We start from the raw sequence: 15,312 nt of genomic DNA on the forward strand, positions 1-15,312 counted from the left end.
ACCTGATCGCCGACCTCATGCGTCACAGAGCACTCGATGTGCAACTCCTCATCGGCCACTCGATCAAGGCAAGCTAGACCTGTGTCTGACGACGACAGCTATTGGCCCGACGCCTTTTCCGCCGAACTACTCGCCTGGGCAGAAACGGTTTCAACCGAAGACTCGAAACCGGGGGACCTTGTCGAGATGTGTCGGCGTGCTGCAGACGAGATCACAGCAAATGCAGTTGCTCGACCTCGGCAAGCGCATGGCGAACTTGTGGGGCAGGTGGCCGCGTTCGAGGCTCGCCTCGAAGCCCGATGGGGACGTGGCCTTGACTTGGCGGACCTTGTGGTCGACCAAGCCTTCGAATTTGGTAGTTGGGTAAACGACCGTCTCCGAGTCCTGGCGACCACAGATAACCACGAGCAGTTTGAAGCGTTGATTCGACTTCACGGGAAAGCCGTCATGACCGCTCGCGAGGTCATGGTGCTGCTCCGAAGCGGCTATTCGTCAGGGGCGCTTGCTAGATGGCGGACACTGCACGAGGTCTGGGTCGTCTTTCTGCTGCTGGTGGACGGCAGTGAGGAATTGAGTCGGCGTTATCTCGCTCATGAGGGCATCGAGAGCCTCAGGGGACAGGAGGACTACGAAGAGACATGGGAAGCCCTTGGATTCGAGCCTCCCGATTGGACGGCTGCGGAACGCGACCAGATTCGAGCAGAACTGGAGAACGAGTTCGGTTCCGCTTTTTTGAAGGACTACGGATGGGCTGCTCCGCTATTCGAAGGTCGCGCACCAAGGTTCAAGCATCTCCAAGAGCGTGTCGAGCTGGACCACTGGCGAGGGTTCTACCGGATGGCCTCTCATGGAACGCACGCGACCCCAAAGGGCACAACTTGGAACATCCAGAGCCTCGCACCGATCGATTTTGTGTGGGCCGGACCGTCAGACTCGGGTCTTACTGATCCCGCTCAATGCATGCTCATCGCCCTCAACGGCGTCTCGGCTGGGCTACTGGCGTATGCGATCGACGAATCGTCCGAATCCGAAGATGACGGATTCGCAGATCAGGTCTCGGCCTTGATCCGACACCAAACGATCCTCAATTTGATGGGTCACGCAATCGAAGAACTGGCCGAAGTGCATGCACGGCAGGAAGCCGAGGAAGAAGTGATCACTGATCTCGTCGAGAGGGCGCGAGCGATCCTGCAGTCGGGAATACCCATGACAGCGGAGGGCCTAGCCACCGAGCTAGACGTCGAGCAGGAGGACCTTGAAGATGCTCTTGTGACAGCGGCAGCTCGTGGCGAGCTGCGCCAGGAAACTCTGTACCGAATAGGGACGCTTCCACCAGCGAGCCGGGACGGCGTCACGATGACGTGAATTCGGCAACAGGAGCTGAAGGCGGCGATCCAAAACTCGAGCCGAAGCCGATCACACCACCACCAGCGAGATCATCCGGATTGCTCGTCGCAAGTTCCTCGACGTTGCCTGACACCGGCGGCCGGCGTCGTGGGCTGATCTCGGTGTTCAAGGCGATCGAATGACCGAGAACACCGTTCGGCTCAACGAGTGCATCGGGACGCGTAGAGATCTTGGGATGCACGTGGTTGTCGTCAGAAGCCGAGGATCTTGTCGGTGACTACGAATTGGAGCGGCTCGCCGGCGAGCAGGCGGCGGCAGTTGTCGGCGATGAGTTCGTACCGGCGCTGGTCGATGTCGGGGCCGACCATTGCGACGTGCGGGGTGATGAGCACGTTGGGCAGTGTCCAGACGCGGTGGTCGGGCGGCAGCGGTTCCTGATCGAAGACGTCGAGGCCGGCGCCCGCCAGTTCGCCGGCTTCCAGCGCGTGGACGAGGTCGTCGAGCACGACGGTCTGGCCCCGCCCGATGTTGATGAATACCGCCGTGGGCTTCATCAGCGCGAAGTGCCGCCGCTCCAGCATTCCTTCAGTGTCCGGTGTGTGGGGAACGGTCATGACAACTGCGTCGGCCAGCGGCAGCTGGGATTCGAGGGCATCGGCGTCGAACACGGTGCCGATCGCCCCACCTGCCGTGGTCTCGGGGCGGGCGTCGACGGCCACGACCCTTGGTCCCCATGGCTGCAGGTATCGGGCCGCTTGGTGGGCGACGCCGCCGGCGCCGATGAACAGCACGGTCGAGTCCGCCAGGTGCAGGACCGGGGCAACCCCACGCCGGTACTCCCGGTTGCGCTGGCCGTGTGCGTAGTGCGGCAGCCCGCGGGCGAAGGCGAGCATGAACGCCATCACGTGGGTGGCGATGTGGTCGTTGTACACGCCGCGCATGTTGGTGACGACGACGGGATGTTCAGCGATCTGAGGGGTGAAGTAACCCAGCGGCGGGTTGGCCATCGGGGCCTGCAGCCAGCGCAGCCGCGGCGCGTGCCAACCCTGCGGCAGCACGCCGTACGCGGCATCGGCATCGACGAGTTGCTCGAGCACCTCCGCGTCGGTTCTCGCGACGACAACCTCGAGTTCTTCGCATTCGGCGCGGAGCTCTTGCGCCCACGTCTCAAGCACCGTCGCAGACGGGATGCCCGGCGCCGAGGGCGGGTCCATCAACACGAACTTTGCGGTCGTGTCCATGTCAGATATGGCTTCCGGTGGTGGAGAGGGAGATCGGCACGGACGAGCCGCTGTGTCGTCGGTCGGGCACTAGAAGACGGGGAAGACGGCGGTGTCGCTTGAGCGTTCTGCTCGGGTCAGGGCGTAGAGGACGTTCCAGTCGCCGTTGCGGTTTCGGGCGATGTCGATGCAGATCTCGATGACGATGGCTGGGCCGAGTGGGTCGGTGGTCGGGCGGGTCTGGCCGGTGCTGACGGCGAGGTCGTCGAGATGGAGGAGTACTTCGATCAGTCTGGTGCGGCAGAAGTCGTCGAGGGTGAGGAGTCGGCCTCCCAGTGCGGCGACGAGGCGGTCGGTGGGTTCGTCGGCCAGTCGTGTTTCCAGGTCGGCGACCAGTTGGCGGCATTTGTCCACGGTGGCTTCGTGACCGATGGCCGATTCGGCAGCGGAGACGTCCTTGATCTGGTCGTGGACGGGGGAGTCGACCGCAGCGTGAAAGTAGGTGACGGCGGTGAGGAGGTCGCCGTCGGGGCGCCGGTCGGGTGGGGTGCGGTCGAGGTAGGCGATGGTGGCGCCGGCGGCGCGTACGAGGTGGGCGCAGAGTGCTCCGACCGTCATGCCTTCGAGAGCCGAGGGCTGGTCCCATTGCTCGGCTGTGGCTGGGGCGGCTATGAGTTCGGCCGATTGGGTGACGGCTTCGACGACGAGGGCACGGACGCGGGCTGAGTCGATCGACGGGTTGGTGGCAGGCATCATGGTCTGATCTTGTTTCGTTTCGGACGGGGGTAGGTGGGGTGCAGGTGACGTTGGCCGGCGCCGAAGAAGTTCTCCCGGAAGGTATTGCCCTCGTAGCTGGTGCGGAACCGGCCGCGCCGTTGGAGCTCGGGCACCAGGCAGTCGACCACCTGGGTGAAGCCCCATGGGACCGGAGCCGTCGTCACGTTGAAACCGTCGACGCCGGTGGTCTCGATGAATGCCTCCATCTGATCGGCAACGGTGGCCGGTGAGCCCACAAACCCCAGCCCGCCGGCGGTCTCCGAAAGCCTTCGGGCGACATCGCCGACGGTCCAGGTCTTGTCAGGGTCTTCCAGCTTCCAGCGCTCGACTTGGGTGCGGATCGCGTTCGCCTCGATGTCGTCGATCGGCGTGTCCGGCGGGTGACCGCCCAAGTCGATGCCCGTCCAGCCACCGTAGAGAGCGAGGTAGCCGTCGACGGAGAACAACCGTGACCACTCGTCTCGCATCGCCCGGGCTTGCGCATCGGTCTCGGTGACCACAACCCGCGCCACTTGCAGGGCTTTGATCTGTTCGGGATCTCGGCCGGCTGCCACGGCATGCTCGCGCAGCGATGCCACAACAGCGGCACCCCGGTCGTTGCCTGGCACAGACATGAACACGACCTCTCCCGTGTTCGCAGCGAACTCGACACCGCGCGCCGAGTTTCCTGCCTGGTACAGCACCGGTGTGCGCTGGGGGGAGGGTTCGACCATGTGGGGCCCTTCGACCGTGAACCATTCACCGGAATGGTTGATCTCGTGCACTTTGGCCGGGTCGGTGAACGTGTCGGCCTCGGCATCGAGGACGATCGCGCCGTCTTCCCAGCTGCGTTCCCACAGCTTCAAGCAGACATCGACGTACTCGTCGGCCCGGTCGTAACGAGCGTCGTGGGGCAAGATCTCGCCGAGTCCTTGACGTTCGGCGTCGGACAGGTACGAGGTCACGATGTTCCAGCCGACACGGCCTGCGGTGAGGTGGTCGAGAGTCGAGAACAGCCGGGCCGTGTGGTAGGGAGCGTGGTGGCTGGTCGACATAGTCACTGCGAAACCGAGGTTCTCGGTGCACGCCGCCAACGCGGGGATCAGCAGCGTGGGGTCGATGCCGGGAATCTGGACCGCACCACGCAACGCAGCCTCGCGGCTCGCCCCGTATACGTCGTAGGTGCCCAGCACGTCAGCGAAGAAGATCCCGTCGAAGCAACCCCTCTCCAGGATGCGCACGAGATGCTGCCACCAGCGGAGCGTCCGGTACCCCCACGACGTCTCGTCCGCAGGGTGTTTCCACATCCCCTTGATCTGATGATTCGGAGACGCCTGGATGAAGGCACTCAGATGCATCTCTCGTCGCATAGTGGCCCCTCATTCAACATAAACGAGGGTTGCTTCGCCGCCCGCGACCGCAGCGGCGAGCCATCGAGCCGAGGTTTGGCAGACACATGTCGTACCTCTGACGTCGAATATCGATCGGGCGGGACTCGCCGGCAACGTGCTGCTCAACGCCGCAGTGACGGGTCTGCCGACGGACTCCGTCGCGGCGCCGCTCGGGTTGGAGTTGATCGACCGCTCGTGGCTGTCCGACGCAGCGGGGCAGCTGCCCGGGGCGCTCATCGACGCCATCGACGACGGCCTCCGAGCGGTGCTCGGCCTCTGAGGTCTCGCGGCGTTTTTCTGAAGAATCCCTTTGTACTTCTTGTCTCGGCTGTCGTAGACAACTACCGTGCCAAGGCGAACGGAGTTGGTGCGTCGAATCCGGCGGCTCGCCGATGCGTATGGCTGTACCGCCGTCGTCCTGCGCCAGGGCAAGCATGAGATCTGGGAGTGTGCTGGCTTTCGGTTTCCAGTCCCGAGGCACCGAGGAATTGCAGATGGAACCGCACGGACGATTCTCAACCAGCCGGAGGCGCACCTTGAGCGCGTGGCGCAAGGAGAGGACTCGTGAGAGCACCCTTTAGGGCCGTTGCAGAACGAAACGGGGACTGGTGGGAGATCGAGATCACCCATGGTCTGCCTCGCAACATGCTGGGTGTCAGCCAGGCGCGCCGCAGGAGTGACGTTGAGCGTGTTGCGCGATCGGTGATCGCCGAGTTGCTTGACATCGCGCCGGACGGCATCGAGATCGATGTAGACGTCAGGCAGGCATCCGAGCGCGGTCCGACGGCGGTCGCGTAACAAGACGCGAGCGAGTCCCCTACCGGAACTGCGGCAGATTGTCAGCCTTGAGCTAGTTCAAGCGTGACCCGCGTGGCGTGCACTGCGCTGCAGCCCTCGATGTCGGAAGAAATGGCCTCGTGGAGGACATTGACGTTGGCCCCGCTGGGTTCCAGCTTGGGCCAACGTCCCTTGTAGCTGACAAGAACGCCACGAGGTGCGATGTCCGCCACGTTCGCCTCGACCTCGAGTTGGCCGGCACTGTTCTGCATGCGGACCGGGTCGCCGTGCGCGATGCCCAGATCGGCCGCGTCTGCAGGGTGGATCGTGACGGTTGCAGGACCAGCTCGCCGGCCAATGGTGCGGTCGTTGGCGTGGGAGTCGTTGAGCCGCCACTGTGAGGCAGGCGACAGAAGCCGGAAGATCCCGTCGGCTTCACGGGCGTCAGCCGTTGGGACCGGAGCCCGCCCCAAACCGGCCGCCGTTGCAGCGTCAGATGCGATCTCGATTCGACCCGACGGGGTGCGGAATCGTCGGTCGGCGAAGAAATCGACTGGCTCACGGCCCAGGTACACGTGGCCTCGCTCTGCCAGCTCGGCAAAGGAGAGGCCGAGGTCGAGTTGGTCGAGGAGCCGCTGGATCAACACGTCGTCGGTCTCGTGGAGCTCTGGCTCGTCAAGGCCCATCGCCCCAGCGAGCCGGCGGAAGATCTCTTGATTCGACAGCGCCTCGCCGATTGGCTCTCGGACTTTTTGCTGCGCTCCCACGATCGGTGACATATAGCTGAACGTGAGGTCGTCGAATTCCAGGAAGCTCGCGGCGGGGAGCACGATGTCGGCATAGTCGACCGTGTCTGTCGCAAAGCAGTCCGCGACGACGGTGAACAGGTCCTCACGGCACAGTGCCGAGCGGAGCCTGTCCTGCTCGGCAGCCGAGGCGACCGGGTTCGTGTTCCAGCTGAACAACGCCCCGAATCGTTCGGGGTTCTCGAGCTTGGCTGCAAGGCCGATGTGGTTGACCTTGGGAGCGCCGTTTTGGGCCAGTGACGTGCCGGACAGCTCGTCGAAGTCCGCGCCCAGCATGGCCGCCGCAACATTGAGGTAGCTGATTCCTGCGCCGGGCTTGCCGATGTTGCCAGTCAGCGCCGGCAGCAAGCCGACGGCACGCATGACATTTGCGCCCGTGGGCTGACGTTGGAGTCCTTGACCGGCCCACAGAAGCGCCGGCCCGGCCGCATAGAGCCGCGCAGCCTGCCTGATGTCACCAGCCGGGACACCCGTTTGTTCCTCACCCCATTCCGGCGTGCACGTCTCGATGGCGGGGAGCACTTCGGCGACGCCTTGGACATGGTCAGCGATGAACTCGGTGTCGAAGGCCGCCATGGCGCCGAGTTCGTGCGCTATGGAAAACGCCAGCGCGGCGTCGGTGCCGGGGTACGGCTGGAGGTGAAGATCGGCCCGAGCCGCGGTGGCCGTGCGTATCGGATCCACGACGATGACGGACCCGTCGAAGTCTCCCAGCCAGTTCTTGTCCATGTGCGGGGCGCTGTGAGAGGGGTTGGCGCCCCACACGAGAATGCACGATGAATCGGCCGCGGTGCGCGGGTCGAATCCCGCAACGGACGTGCCGAACATGTACGTCCACGCGATATGTCCGGCCAGATTGCAGATCGAATCCGGCTCTACTTCGGTCGCGCCCAAGCGGTGAAAGAACCGCAGCGGGAACATGAACGCCAGCATCGACATCGTTCCCGAGTAGTGGGTGTGGAGCACGGCCGCGGGGCCGCGCTCGTCGACGACCTGCTGCGTGCGTTCCGCGGTCTCGGCCAGGGCGTCTTCCCAGCTGATGGGTGCGAATGCGCCTTCGCCCTTCGGGCCGACCCGGCGGAGCGGAGTGGCGAGGCGGGCCTCGGGGTCCTGCCACACGCCGTTGTAGGCCGTTGCACACTTCGCGCACAGCGTTCCTCGGCTGACTGGATGATCGGGATCGCCTTGGACGATGACCCGACCGCCCTTGCCGGAGCGCACCACGATCCCGCAGTTGTCGTAGCAGTCACGTGGGCAGTTCGTCCGCATTGGCGTCACGATCTGGTCTCCTGGCACACCTCGACCCCGGCGGATCTGGTGGTAGCGCTGGCGTCGAAGTTTAGGCCCAGCCGAGTTGTTGCAGGGCGACGCCGGAGTGCCAGATCTTGGTCATGTGGGCGATCTTGTCGCCCTCGAACCGCATGTCGTAGACGTAGTCCGAGCTGACCGACTTGCCGGTCGGCGGCACCGGGCCGCCCTCGCCGGTGTGGGTGCCGTTGAACACGGCATAGGCCAGGACGCTGCTGCGCCCCTCGTCGATGGCCCACGACTTCAGGTCGTAGGTCGCGCCGGGCAGGATCATCAGCGTGCCCTTCATCCACTCGGCATACGAGCGCAGGTCGGTGAGGTCGCCGATCGCTTCGGACTGTGCAGCGAACGACGCATCGGGCGTGCAGTACTGGGCACAGCCGTCCCAGCCCTGACCGGTCTCACACGCATCGAAGAACGCGGCGGCCGTCTCGTTGATCTGTCCCATGGCATGGCTCCCTGTGTCGTGTTGCTGTCTGGATAGTCGGATCGGTTGACCACGCGGCGAGTGGGAATGTCGCATCGGCGAAGTACGCGCCGAGAATAGTGGCGGCGAGAAGGGTCGACGATGCTGGATCATGCTGAGCGGGTCGCGGCGGCGCGGTCTGCCATTGACTACATCTACGGCCGCACCGAACAAGAGCAGGCGGTGCCGGTTCCGAACTGTCCTGGCTGGACGGTGTACAACGCTGCTTCGCACATCGGTCGCGTCGGGATCGCGTGGGAAGAGATGATCACGTCGTCCCCCGATGATCCCGAGTCCCGGGCACGGGGGTACGAGCGGAGCGGTCGCCAGCCCGCCGGCACCCCGAAGGCAGAGCTTGCAGCGTGGGCCCACTCGGCGATCGACCACCTCGTGGACGATCCCGATCGGCAGTGCTACTTCTCGATGACCGGCGGGGAAGGCACCGCACGGCTGTGGGCCTGGCACGCGGCATCCGAGCTCGGCATGCACCGCCTCGACGTCGAGTCGGCGCTGGGTCACGAGCACTCCATGACGCCGGTACACTCCATGACCCCGGTACAGGCGCTCGATGCCGCCGACTACACGTGCCGGTTCTTCCTGCAGGCGATGCGTCGCGTGCTCGAACGCGACCCGGGTCGGCTCACTGCTCGGCTCGTCGATGCCGGCAGCGAGGTCGGCAGCGAGGTCGGCAGCGAGGTCGGCAGCGTGAACATAGAGCCGCTGCCTGAGTCAGCGTTGCCGGTAGCCGTGGTCGTCGAAGGGCCGCCGATCCAAGTGTTGCTCGGACTGTGGGGCCGACCGCACACGGGGATCGAGGTCACAGCCGGCGACCCGGAAGTCTGGGAGCACTGGCGAACACTGCCCAGCGAAGCCTTCCAATTCGGCACCTGGGACTAGCCGCGCATTGCGGTCAGTAGACCTCGAAGCGGGCATTCAACCTCGATATGTCGCCGGGGTCGGCGCTGCGGTTGACCGGCTGCGCGACGAGGAACGGTGCGTCAGACATCAGGGGCATGCCGAGGGGCTGTATGCCGTCTTTGACGTGTTCGCTGAATAGACGCACTGTCAATTAATTGGACATCCTAGGGCTAAGCTCCTCGGCGTGCGGATCACTGTTGATCTCGACGAATCGGAGCTGGCGCACACTCTGGAGGCACTCGGTGCGGTCGTCGAGATCGTGGAACGTCGAAGCGACGAGCTTGTCGCAGCGGTGATCATCCGGGACGTGATCGCGAAGCTGCTGCGCAGCATCGAGGAGGCACGATGAGCAACGTCAAGTCGATTTGGGATCTCTCTGGCCTCGACATGGCCACGAGTTCAGAGGGGGCAGCTCTCAACGTCGTTCGCAGACTGACCCGTCAAAAGGAAGATCTGGCATCGCAATGGGCAACTGCGATCCGGCTTGCCCAGGCAAACGGAGCATCGCTGCGGGATATCGCCGCTGTCGCGAACGCCTCGCCCCAAACGATCGCCAAGATCTGCAAGGAATGAGGCTCAAAGCGCTGCGCCGAGCGCTGCGAGGAGGTGGGCGATGCAGGCGTCGAGGGGCTGGGTCGTGTCGATGGTGATCTCGGGTGATGGCGGCGGCTCGTAGGGGGCGGAAATACCGCTGAAATCGGGGATCTTGCCGGCGCGAGCCTTCACGTAGAGGCCCTTGGGGTCGCGGGCTTCGCAGACCTCCAGCGGCGTGTCGACGAACACCTCGATGAACGTGCCTTCGGGGTGGATGGCACGCACCTGGTCGCGATCGGCGACGTAGGGGGAGATGAACGCTGTCAGCACGACGATGCCCGCATCCTGGAAGAGACGGCACACCTCGCCGATCCGGCGGATGTTCTCGGTGCGGTCCTCAGGTGAGAAACCGAGGTCACGGTTGAGCCCGAAGCGGACGTTGTCGCCGTCGAGGACGTAGGCAGCGACGCCACGCTCCAGCAGCGCCTCTTCGAGGGCGAACGCCAGGGTGGACTTGCCGCTGCCAGAGAGCCCGGTGAACCACACGGTCACGGCGGCGTGGCCGAAGTGTGCCTCGCGGTCGGCGCCGCTGACCCGCCCTTCGGCGCGGACGATGTTGCGCGAGACGGGTTGGTTCGCGGCGTCCCCGTCCCCAGCGCCGTCGTTCACGGCGTGCTCGGTCCTCGGAGGAAGCCTCGCTCGGTGAGCACCCGCACGATCGCTGCCACACACTCGTCGACGCTCTCGGTGGACGTGTCGACACGCAGGTCGGCGTCTGCCGGCCGGTCGTAGCGGGCTGTAACGCCGGGGAACCGGAGGATCTCGCCGCTGTCGGCCATCGCGTACAGGCCGTGGGGATCACGCTCGCGGCACACCTCGATCGGCGTGTCGACGAACACCTCCACGTAGCGGTCGACGCCCACCAAGTCACGGGCACGCTGGCGCACCTCGCCGTTGGGCGCCACCAGGGCGGCAATCGCGATCAGCCCCTGACCGTTCACCAGCCGGGCGACTTCCGACACCCGGCGCAGGTTCTCCGAGCGTTCCTGGGCGCTGAAGCCCAGATCCCGGGAGATGCCCATGCGGACGTTCTCGCCGTCGAGGCGGATCGACACCTTGCCCCGGTCGAACAGCTCACGCTCGAGCGCGGTGGCAAGGGTGGACTTGCCCGCAGCAGTGAGCCCCGTCAGCAGGATGGTGCACGGCTGCTGGCCGAACCGTATGGCCCGCTCGGCGTCGCTGATCTCTGAGCGCTGCCGGACCAGCGCAGCGTCGGGCGCGTGATCCCACGCAGAGGCGGCGCCGACGATCATCCCCGCACCCACGGTGGCGTTCGAGAGCCGATCCACGAGCACGAATGACCCGGTTGCATGGTTGGACCGGTACGGGTCGAACGCCAGCTCCCGGTCCGACGCCACAACACAGCGTCCGATGTCGTTGAGCCCCAACCCCAGCGCCGGCTCATGGGCCCCGGTATTGATGTCGACCCGGTGCCGCAGGCTGCGGATCGTGCAATTCGAAACAGTGTTGGCCGACTGGAGCAGGTACGAGCTGCCGGGTTCCATCTCGGCGTCGTCCATCCACACCACCATCGCATCGAGCTCGTGAGCACGTTGCGGCTCGTCGCCAGGCTTCACGAACAAGTCGCCGCGGCTGATGTCGATCTCATCGGCGAGGGTCACCGTCACCGCCCGGCCCGGTCCGGCGACGTCGAGGTCGCCGTCGAAGGTCACGATGCGCTCCACTGCCGAGCCGAGCCCCGATGGCAGGGCCACCACCTTTTCGCCTGGCCGGAGTACCCCCGAAGCAACCGTGCCGGCGTACCCGCGGAACTCAGGGTTCGGCCGGGTGACGATCTGCACCGGCATGCGGAGGTGCTCCAGGTCCACATCGGCATCGACATCGACGGTCTCGAGATGTTCCAGCAGCGGCGGCCCGTCGAACCAGCCGAGGTTGTCGCCCGCAACGACCACGTTGTCGCCCAGCAGGGCCGACAACGGTAGGAAATACGGCTCGCCGAAGTCGAGCGTCTTGGCGAAGGACCGGTAGTCCTCGCAGATCTCGGCGAACCGCTCGGCGGACCAGCCGACCAGGTCCATCTTGTTGGCTGCGACGACGACATGGCGGATGCCCAGCAGGCTGATGATGAAGCTGTGGCGCTTGGTCCGGGGGAGCATCCCGTGGCGGGCATCGATCAGGATGACCGCCAGCTGACAGGTCGATGCGCCGGTCGCCATGTTGCGCGTGTACTGCTCGTGGCCCGGGGTGTCGGCGATGATGAATGTGCGCCGGGCCGTGGAGAAGTTGCGGTAGGCGACATCGATGGTGATGCCCTGCTCCCGCTCGGCCCGCAAACCGTCCAACAGCAGCGCCAGGGCGACCCGGTCGCCCGCCGAGCCTTGGGTGACCGAGTCAGCTTCGAGGCTCGCGAGCACGTCGGAATAGATCTGCTTCGAGTCGGCCAGCAGGCGGCCGATCAGGGTTGACTTGCCATCGTCAGTGCTGCCGCAGGTCAGGAAACGCAGCAGGTCGTGCTCAGGGTCCATCAGAAGTACCCCTCGCGCTTCTTCTCCTCCATCGAGCCCGACTGGTCGAAGTCGATCACCCGGCCTTCCCGTTCGGAGCGTGTTGCCGCCGCCATCTCGCCGATGATCTCGGGCAGCGTGGTGGCTGTCGATTCGATGGCGCCCGACAGCGGGTAGCACCCGAGCGTGCGGAACCGCACCGTGCGCAGCTCCGACACCTCGCCCGCCTCGAAGACGAACCGGTCGTCATCCACCATGATCAGCACGCCGTCGCGCTCCACCACCGGCCGCTCCGCTGAGAAATAGAGCGGCACGACGGGAATGTTCTCGGCCTCGATGTACTGCCACACGTCGAGCTCGGTCCAGTTGCTCAGCGGGAACACCCGGATCGACTCGCTCGCCTTGACCCGCCCGTTGTAGAGATTCCACAGCTCGGGCCGCTGGTTCTTCGGATCCCAGCGATGGTGCGAGTCCCGGAAGCTGAACACCCGCTCCTTCGCCCGTGACTTCTCCTCGTCGCGCCGGGCGCCGCCGAACGCCGCGTCGAAGCGGCCCGCGTCCAGCGCTTGGCGCAGCGCCTGGGTCTTCATGATGTCGGTGTAGTTCTTCGACCCGTGATCGAACGGGTTGATGCCCTGCGCGACGCCGTCGGGGTTCGTGTGGGTGATCAGCTCGAACCCGATCTCGTCCGCCATCCGGTCCCGGAACGAGATCATCTCGGAGAACTTCCACGTCGTGTCCACGTGCAGGAGCGGGAACGGGACCTTGCCGGGAAAGAACGCCTTGCGGGCCAGGTGCAGCAAGACCGACGAGTCCTTGCCGATTGAGTACAGCATCACCGGTCGTTCGCACTGGGCGACCACCTAGCGCATGATCCCGATGGCCTCGCACTCCAGCTGCTGGAGGTGGCTCAGCCGCAGCTCGGCTGGCAGCGTGTCGGTCATCCGGAAGCTCTCGATTCGTCCACCAGGACTTGGCTGGCTTCCCACAGCTTGGCCCCGTTGACAGGGTCCGCTGCGCTCTCTGACACCTGCTTGCGTTGCATGAGGTGCAGGTAGAGCCCGGTCGAGCCGCCCGCTTCAGGGGCACAGCAGAGGTAAGTGATCGGCGCGATCGCCTCGGTGGGCGATCGGAACAAGCGCCGCAGCACCGGATCGAGGACCGGCTTCAACACCGCCGGGGCATCGCGGGCGATGTTCGTGGCGACACCTCCCGGGCACAGCGCATGCACGGCCACGGAGGTGCCCTCGCCCGGGTTCAGGCGACGCGACAGCTCGGTGGCGAACGTGCAGAGGACGAGCTTGCTGAGCCCGTAGTGCCGCATAGCGTCCTTCATGCCGTAGTCGGAGTACGCACCGAGACGGTCGAAATCGATGGTCGCCCCCGACCGATGTGATTCCGACGAGACAAACACGATCCTCGGAGGCTCGCCGTTCCGCCCCGACGGACAGAGGACTCCGTCGGCCAGCCACCGGTCGATCATCACCCGGCTGGCCAGGAAGTGGACTGTGAACATGACGTCGTAGCCCTGCGGGGTCTGCTGAGAGGTGGGTGCCATCAGGCCAGCGTTCAAGAGCGCGATGTCGATCATGGTGCCTCGCTGCGCCAACTCGTCGCAGCAACGATGCACGGAGCTGAGATCTGCGAGGTCCACCTCGAACAGCTCGACGGTGTCCGATCCGGACGCTCGCTTGATCTCGTCGCAGATGCCCTCATGACCGGGGCGGCAGGCCAGGATCACGTTGCCGCCGCGCCGTGCAAGCTCGATGGCAGCAGCCCTGCCCAGTCCGCTGTTGGCCCCGGTGACCAGACATGTCTTGCCGTCGATCCGCACGTCTTCGGGGACCGGTTCGATGTCCGGCGTCTTCGGGTTGCCGAGATCGCGCACCGCTGCAGTCACCGCGTTGACGATTCCGCCGTCGCCGATCTGCGGTCGTCCCCGCTTTTGCGAAGCAGATGTCTCGCCGGCCGACGACAGATCGGTGCCTGACGGCTCACGCACGGCCGCTTCGAACGGGATGGCGTAGGCCTCCCGGTAGGCAGCGAACGTCTCGTCGACGACCTGCTCGCTCAGGCCGAAGTCTTCAAGCCGGTAGTTGTGCTTGCCGAACCGGTTCTGCGGGTTCGCCGCCAGGTACTGCTCGGCCTCCCGCTCGGCACGTTTGCCGAGACCGATCCCCGCCAGCTCGCAGATCCGCCGGACCTCGCCGATCGGGTCATCCGTCAGCTCGTAGTAGGAGACGTCGACGAATCGACCGCCCAAAGTCTCAGCGCGGGTCTGCATGGCCCGCTCCACCATCCGATGCGTCTTGTAGCACCAATGCCGCCCGATCTCAGTCGGGCCAACCGAATCGCTGAAGATGCCTCTGCCGTGGGCAACCATGCTGCAGAACGATGCGAGAGTCACCCGGGGATCCCGGTGGGTCTGTACGACGGTCGCATCGGGAAACACCTTCCCGAACACGTCCAGGTACTCCAGGTGGTGCGGGGTCTTGAGCACCCAGGTGCTGCCGGGCCGCTGCCACGACAGCACCCGCAGGACCCGGCGGAAGTACTCGTAGGTCTGGGTGTGGTCTTGTTCTTCGAGCCAGCGGGAATAGCTCGGCACCCCCATGATGGCTTCGGCCGACTGGCTCATGAAGTTCAGATCGAGCAGCAGGACGTCTTCTTCCGCCTGGTCGTGCCCGACCGGATGGATCGCCATGAACTCCGGTGCCAGGTAGGAGACGGTCCGCTGGGCCAGCACCGCACGCCATCGGCGAGCCCGCTGCGCCCGCTCGTCGGCAGCCGACACCGGCACCAGCGCTTCGGCCCCCGAGATGCCCCGGACCTCCGGATGGGAATTCAACAAGCGCTGCAGCAGCGTGGTGCCGGTGCGCTGCAAACCGGTGACCAGGATGATCGTGCCGAGATCGATGTCGTCGATCTCGGGATGCCGCTTGAGCAGGTCCTGGATGCGAAGCCGATGGACCAGCGCCCCGACGAGCCGTGCCTTCTGAATCTGGCGGCCGGTCGGGGTCAGGCGGGCCTCGTCGTTGATTGACTCGACGAGCACCTCGAGGGCACCCAGGTGTCCGTCGTCGCCGAAGTCCCCCAAGCCCGTCTTGCGTCGCGCGGCATCACGCAGCGTGCCCACGTCGAGGCGGTCCGAGAGCCCGACATGCAGGCCTGCGGTGCCAACCCGGTTGAAGATCCTGACCGGGATGGGGCGATAGGGATGCTCGTAGTCGGTGGAAGTCATGACACCTTCCGGCTGCAGGGGAG

General features: G+C 65.3%; 14 protein-coding genes and 1 pseudogene. 6 read left to right on the forward strand and 9 right to left on the reverse strand.

The window, feature by feature from the left end:
* Positions 1-186 precede the first annotated feature (186 nt).
* The gene (locus tag ACOCMM_RS09320; protein WP_419554852.1) at positions 187-1,365 is read left to right on the forward strand and encodes a DUF5677 domain-containing protein; all 1,179 of its coding nucleotides are present in this window, start codon (positions 187-189) and stop codon (positions 1,363-1,365) included.
* A 233-nt stretch (positions 1,366-1,598) separates the two neighbouring features.
* Here the strand turns inward: ACOCMM_RS09320 and ACOCMM_RS09325 are convergent, their stop codons facing one another.
* From ACOCMM_RS09325 to ACOCMM_RS09335, 3 genes are all read right to left on the reverse strand, one after another.
* On the reverse strand, positions 1,599-2,588 hold the full coding sequence (locus tag ACOCMM_RS09325; RefSeq protein ID WP_419552884.1) for a D-2-hydroxyacid dehydrogenase: 990 nt from the start codon (positions 2,586-2,588) through the stop codon (positions 1,599-1,601).
* A 69-nt stretch (positions 2,589-2,657) separates the two neighbouring features.
* Complete coding sequence (locus tag ACOCMM_RS09330) at positions 2,658-3,323, reverse strand: maleylpyruvate isomerase N-terminal domain-containing protein (protein ID WP_419552885.1); 666 nt, start codon at positions 3,321-3,323, stop codon at positions 2,658-2,660.
* A complete protein-coding gene (locus ACOCMM_RS09335) occupies positions 3,320-4,693 on the reverse strand; it encodes an LLM class flavin-dependent oxidoreductase (protein ID WP_419552886.1) in 1,374 nt (457 codons plus the stop codon). Before ACOCMM_RS09335 ends, ACOCMM_RS09330 begins: the two co-directional genes overlap by 4 nt.
* Before the next feature lie 136 nt (positions 4,694-4,829).
* On the opposite strand from ACOCMM_RS09335, the gene ACOCMM_RS09340 reads away from it, so the two are divergent.
* A complete protein-coding gene (locus ACOCMM_RS09340) occupies positions 4,830-4,994 on the forward strand; it encodes a hypothetical protein (RefSeq protein ID WP_419552887.1) in 165 nt (54 codons plus the stop codon).
* A gap of 284 nt (positions 4,995-5,278) precedes the next feature.
* On the forward strand, positions 5,279-5,512 hold the full coding sequence (locus tag ACOCMM_RS09345) for a hypothetical protein (protein ID WP_419552888.1): 234 nt from the start codon (positions 5,279-5,281) through the stop codon (positions 5,510-5,512).
* A 41-nt stretch (positions 5,513-5,553) separates the two neighbouring features.
* On the opposite strand, the gene ACOCMM_RS09350 is transcribed toward ACOCMM_RS09345, so the two are convergent.
* Positions 5,554-7,566, reverse strand: coding sequence for a molybdopterin-containing oxidoreductase family protein (locus ACOCMM_RS09350; RefSeq protein ID WP_419554853.1), 2,013 nt, complete (start codon positions 7,564-7,566; stop codon positions 5,554-5,556).
* A 70-nt stretch (positions 7,567-7,636) separates the two neighbouring features.
* Entirely contained in the window at positions 7,637-8,053 is a 417-nt protein-coding gene (locus tag ACOCMM_RS09355) for an ester cyclase (RefSeq protein WP_419552889.1), read from the reverse strand.
* A gap of 120 nt (positions 8,054-8,173) precedes the next feature.
* Between ACOCMM_RS09355 and ACOCMM_RS09360 the strand changes: the two genes are divergently transcribed.
* The 3 genes from ACOCMM_RS09360 to ACOCMM_RS09370 all read left to right on the forward strand — a co-directional run bounded on the left by ACOCMM_RS09360 (position 8,174) and on the right by ACOCMM_RS09370 (position 9,562).
* Complete coding sequence (locus ACOCMM_RS09360; RefSeq protein WP_419552890.1) at positions 8,174-8,968, forward strand: maleylpyruvate isomerase N-terminal domain-containing protein; 795 nt, start codon at positions 8,174-8,176, stop codon at positions 8,966-8,968.
* 205 nt (positions 8,969-9,173) lie between these two features.
* On the forward strand, positions 9,174-9,338 hold the full coding sequence (locus tag ACOCMM_RS09365) for a hypothetical protein (protein ID WP_419552891.1): 165 nt from the start codon (positions 9,174-9,176) through the stop codon (positions 9,336-9,338).
* On the forward strand, positions 9,335-9,562 hold the full coding sequence (locus ACOCMM_RS09370) for a hypothetical protein (protein WP_419552892.1): 228 nt from the start codon (positions 9,335-9,337) through the stop codon (positions 9,560-9,562). Before ACOCMM_RS09365 ends, ACOCMM_RS09370 begins: the two co-directional genes overlap by 4 nt.
* A gap of 3 nt (positions 9,563-9,565) precedes the next feature.
* Here the strand turns inward: ACOCMM_RS09370 and cysC are convergent, their stop codons facing one another.
* The 4 genes and pseudogenes from cysC to ACOCMM_RS09390 form a co-directional block, all read right to left on the reverse strand.
* Positions 9,566-10,192 (reverse strand): adenylyl-sulfate kinase, encoded by a 627-nt coding sequence (gene cysC / locus ACOCMM_RS09375; protein ID WP_419552893.1) that lies wholly within the window; start codon positions 10,190-10,192, stop codon positions 9,566-9,568.
* Positions 10,189-12,069: a sulfate adenylyltransferase subunit CysN gene (gene cysN / locus ACOCMM_RS09380; protein WP_419552894.1), complete on the reverse strand. Its 1,881-nt coding sequence runs from the start codon at positions 12,067-12,069 to the stop codon at positions 10,189-10,191. Before cysN ends, cysC begins: the two co-directional genes overlap by 4 nt.
* Positions 12,069-12,992 (reverse strand): annotated as a pseudogene (cysD, locus tag ACOCMM_RS09385) (sulfate adenylyltransferase subunit CysD). The gene cysN and the pseudogene cysD overlap by 1 nt, the downstream one beginning before the upstream one ends.
* Positions 12,989-15,289, reverse strand: coding sequence for an SDR family NAD(P)-dependent oxidoreductase (locus ACOCMM_RS09390; protein ID WP_419552895.1), 2,301 nt, complete (start codon positions 15,287-15,289; stop codon positions 12,989-12,991). Before ACOCMM_RS09390 ends, cysD begins: the two are co-directional and overlap by 4 nt.
* Positions 15,290-15,312 lie beyond the last annotated feature (23 nt).

The sequence above is a fragment of the Candidatus Poriferisodalis sp. genome (assembly GCF_965198245.1).
Classification (GTDB): Bacteria; Actinomycetota; Acidimicrobiia; order Acidimicrobiales; family Poriferisodalaceae; genus Poriferisodalis.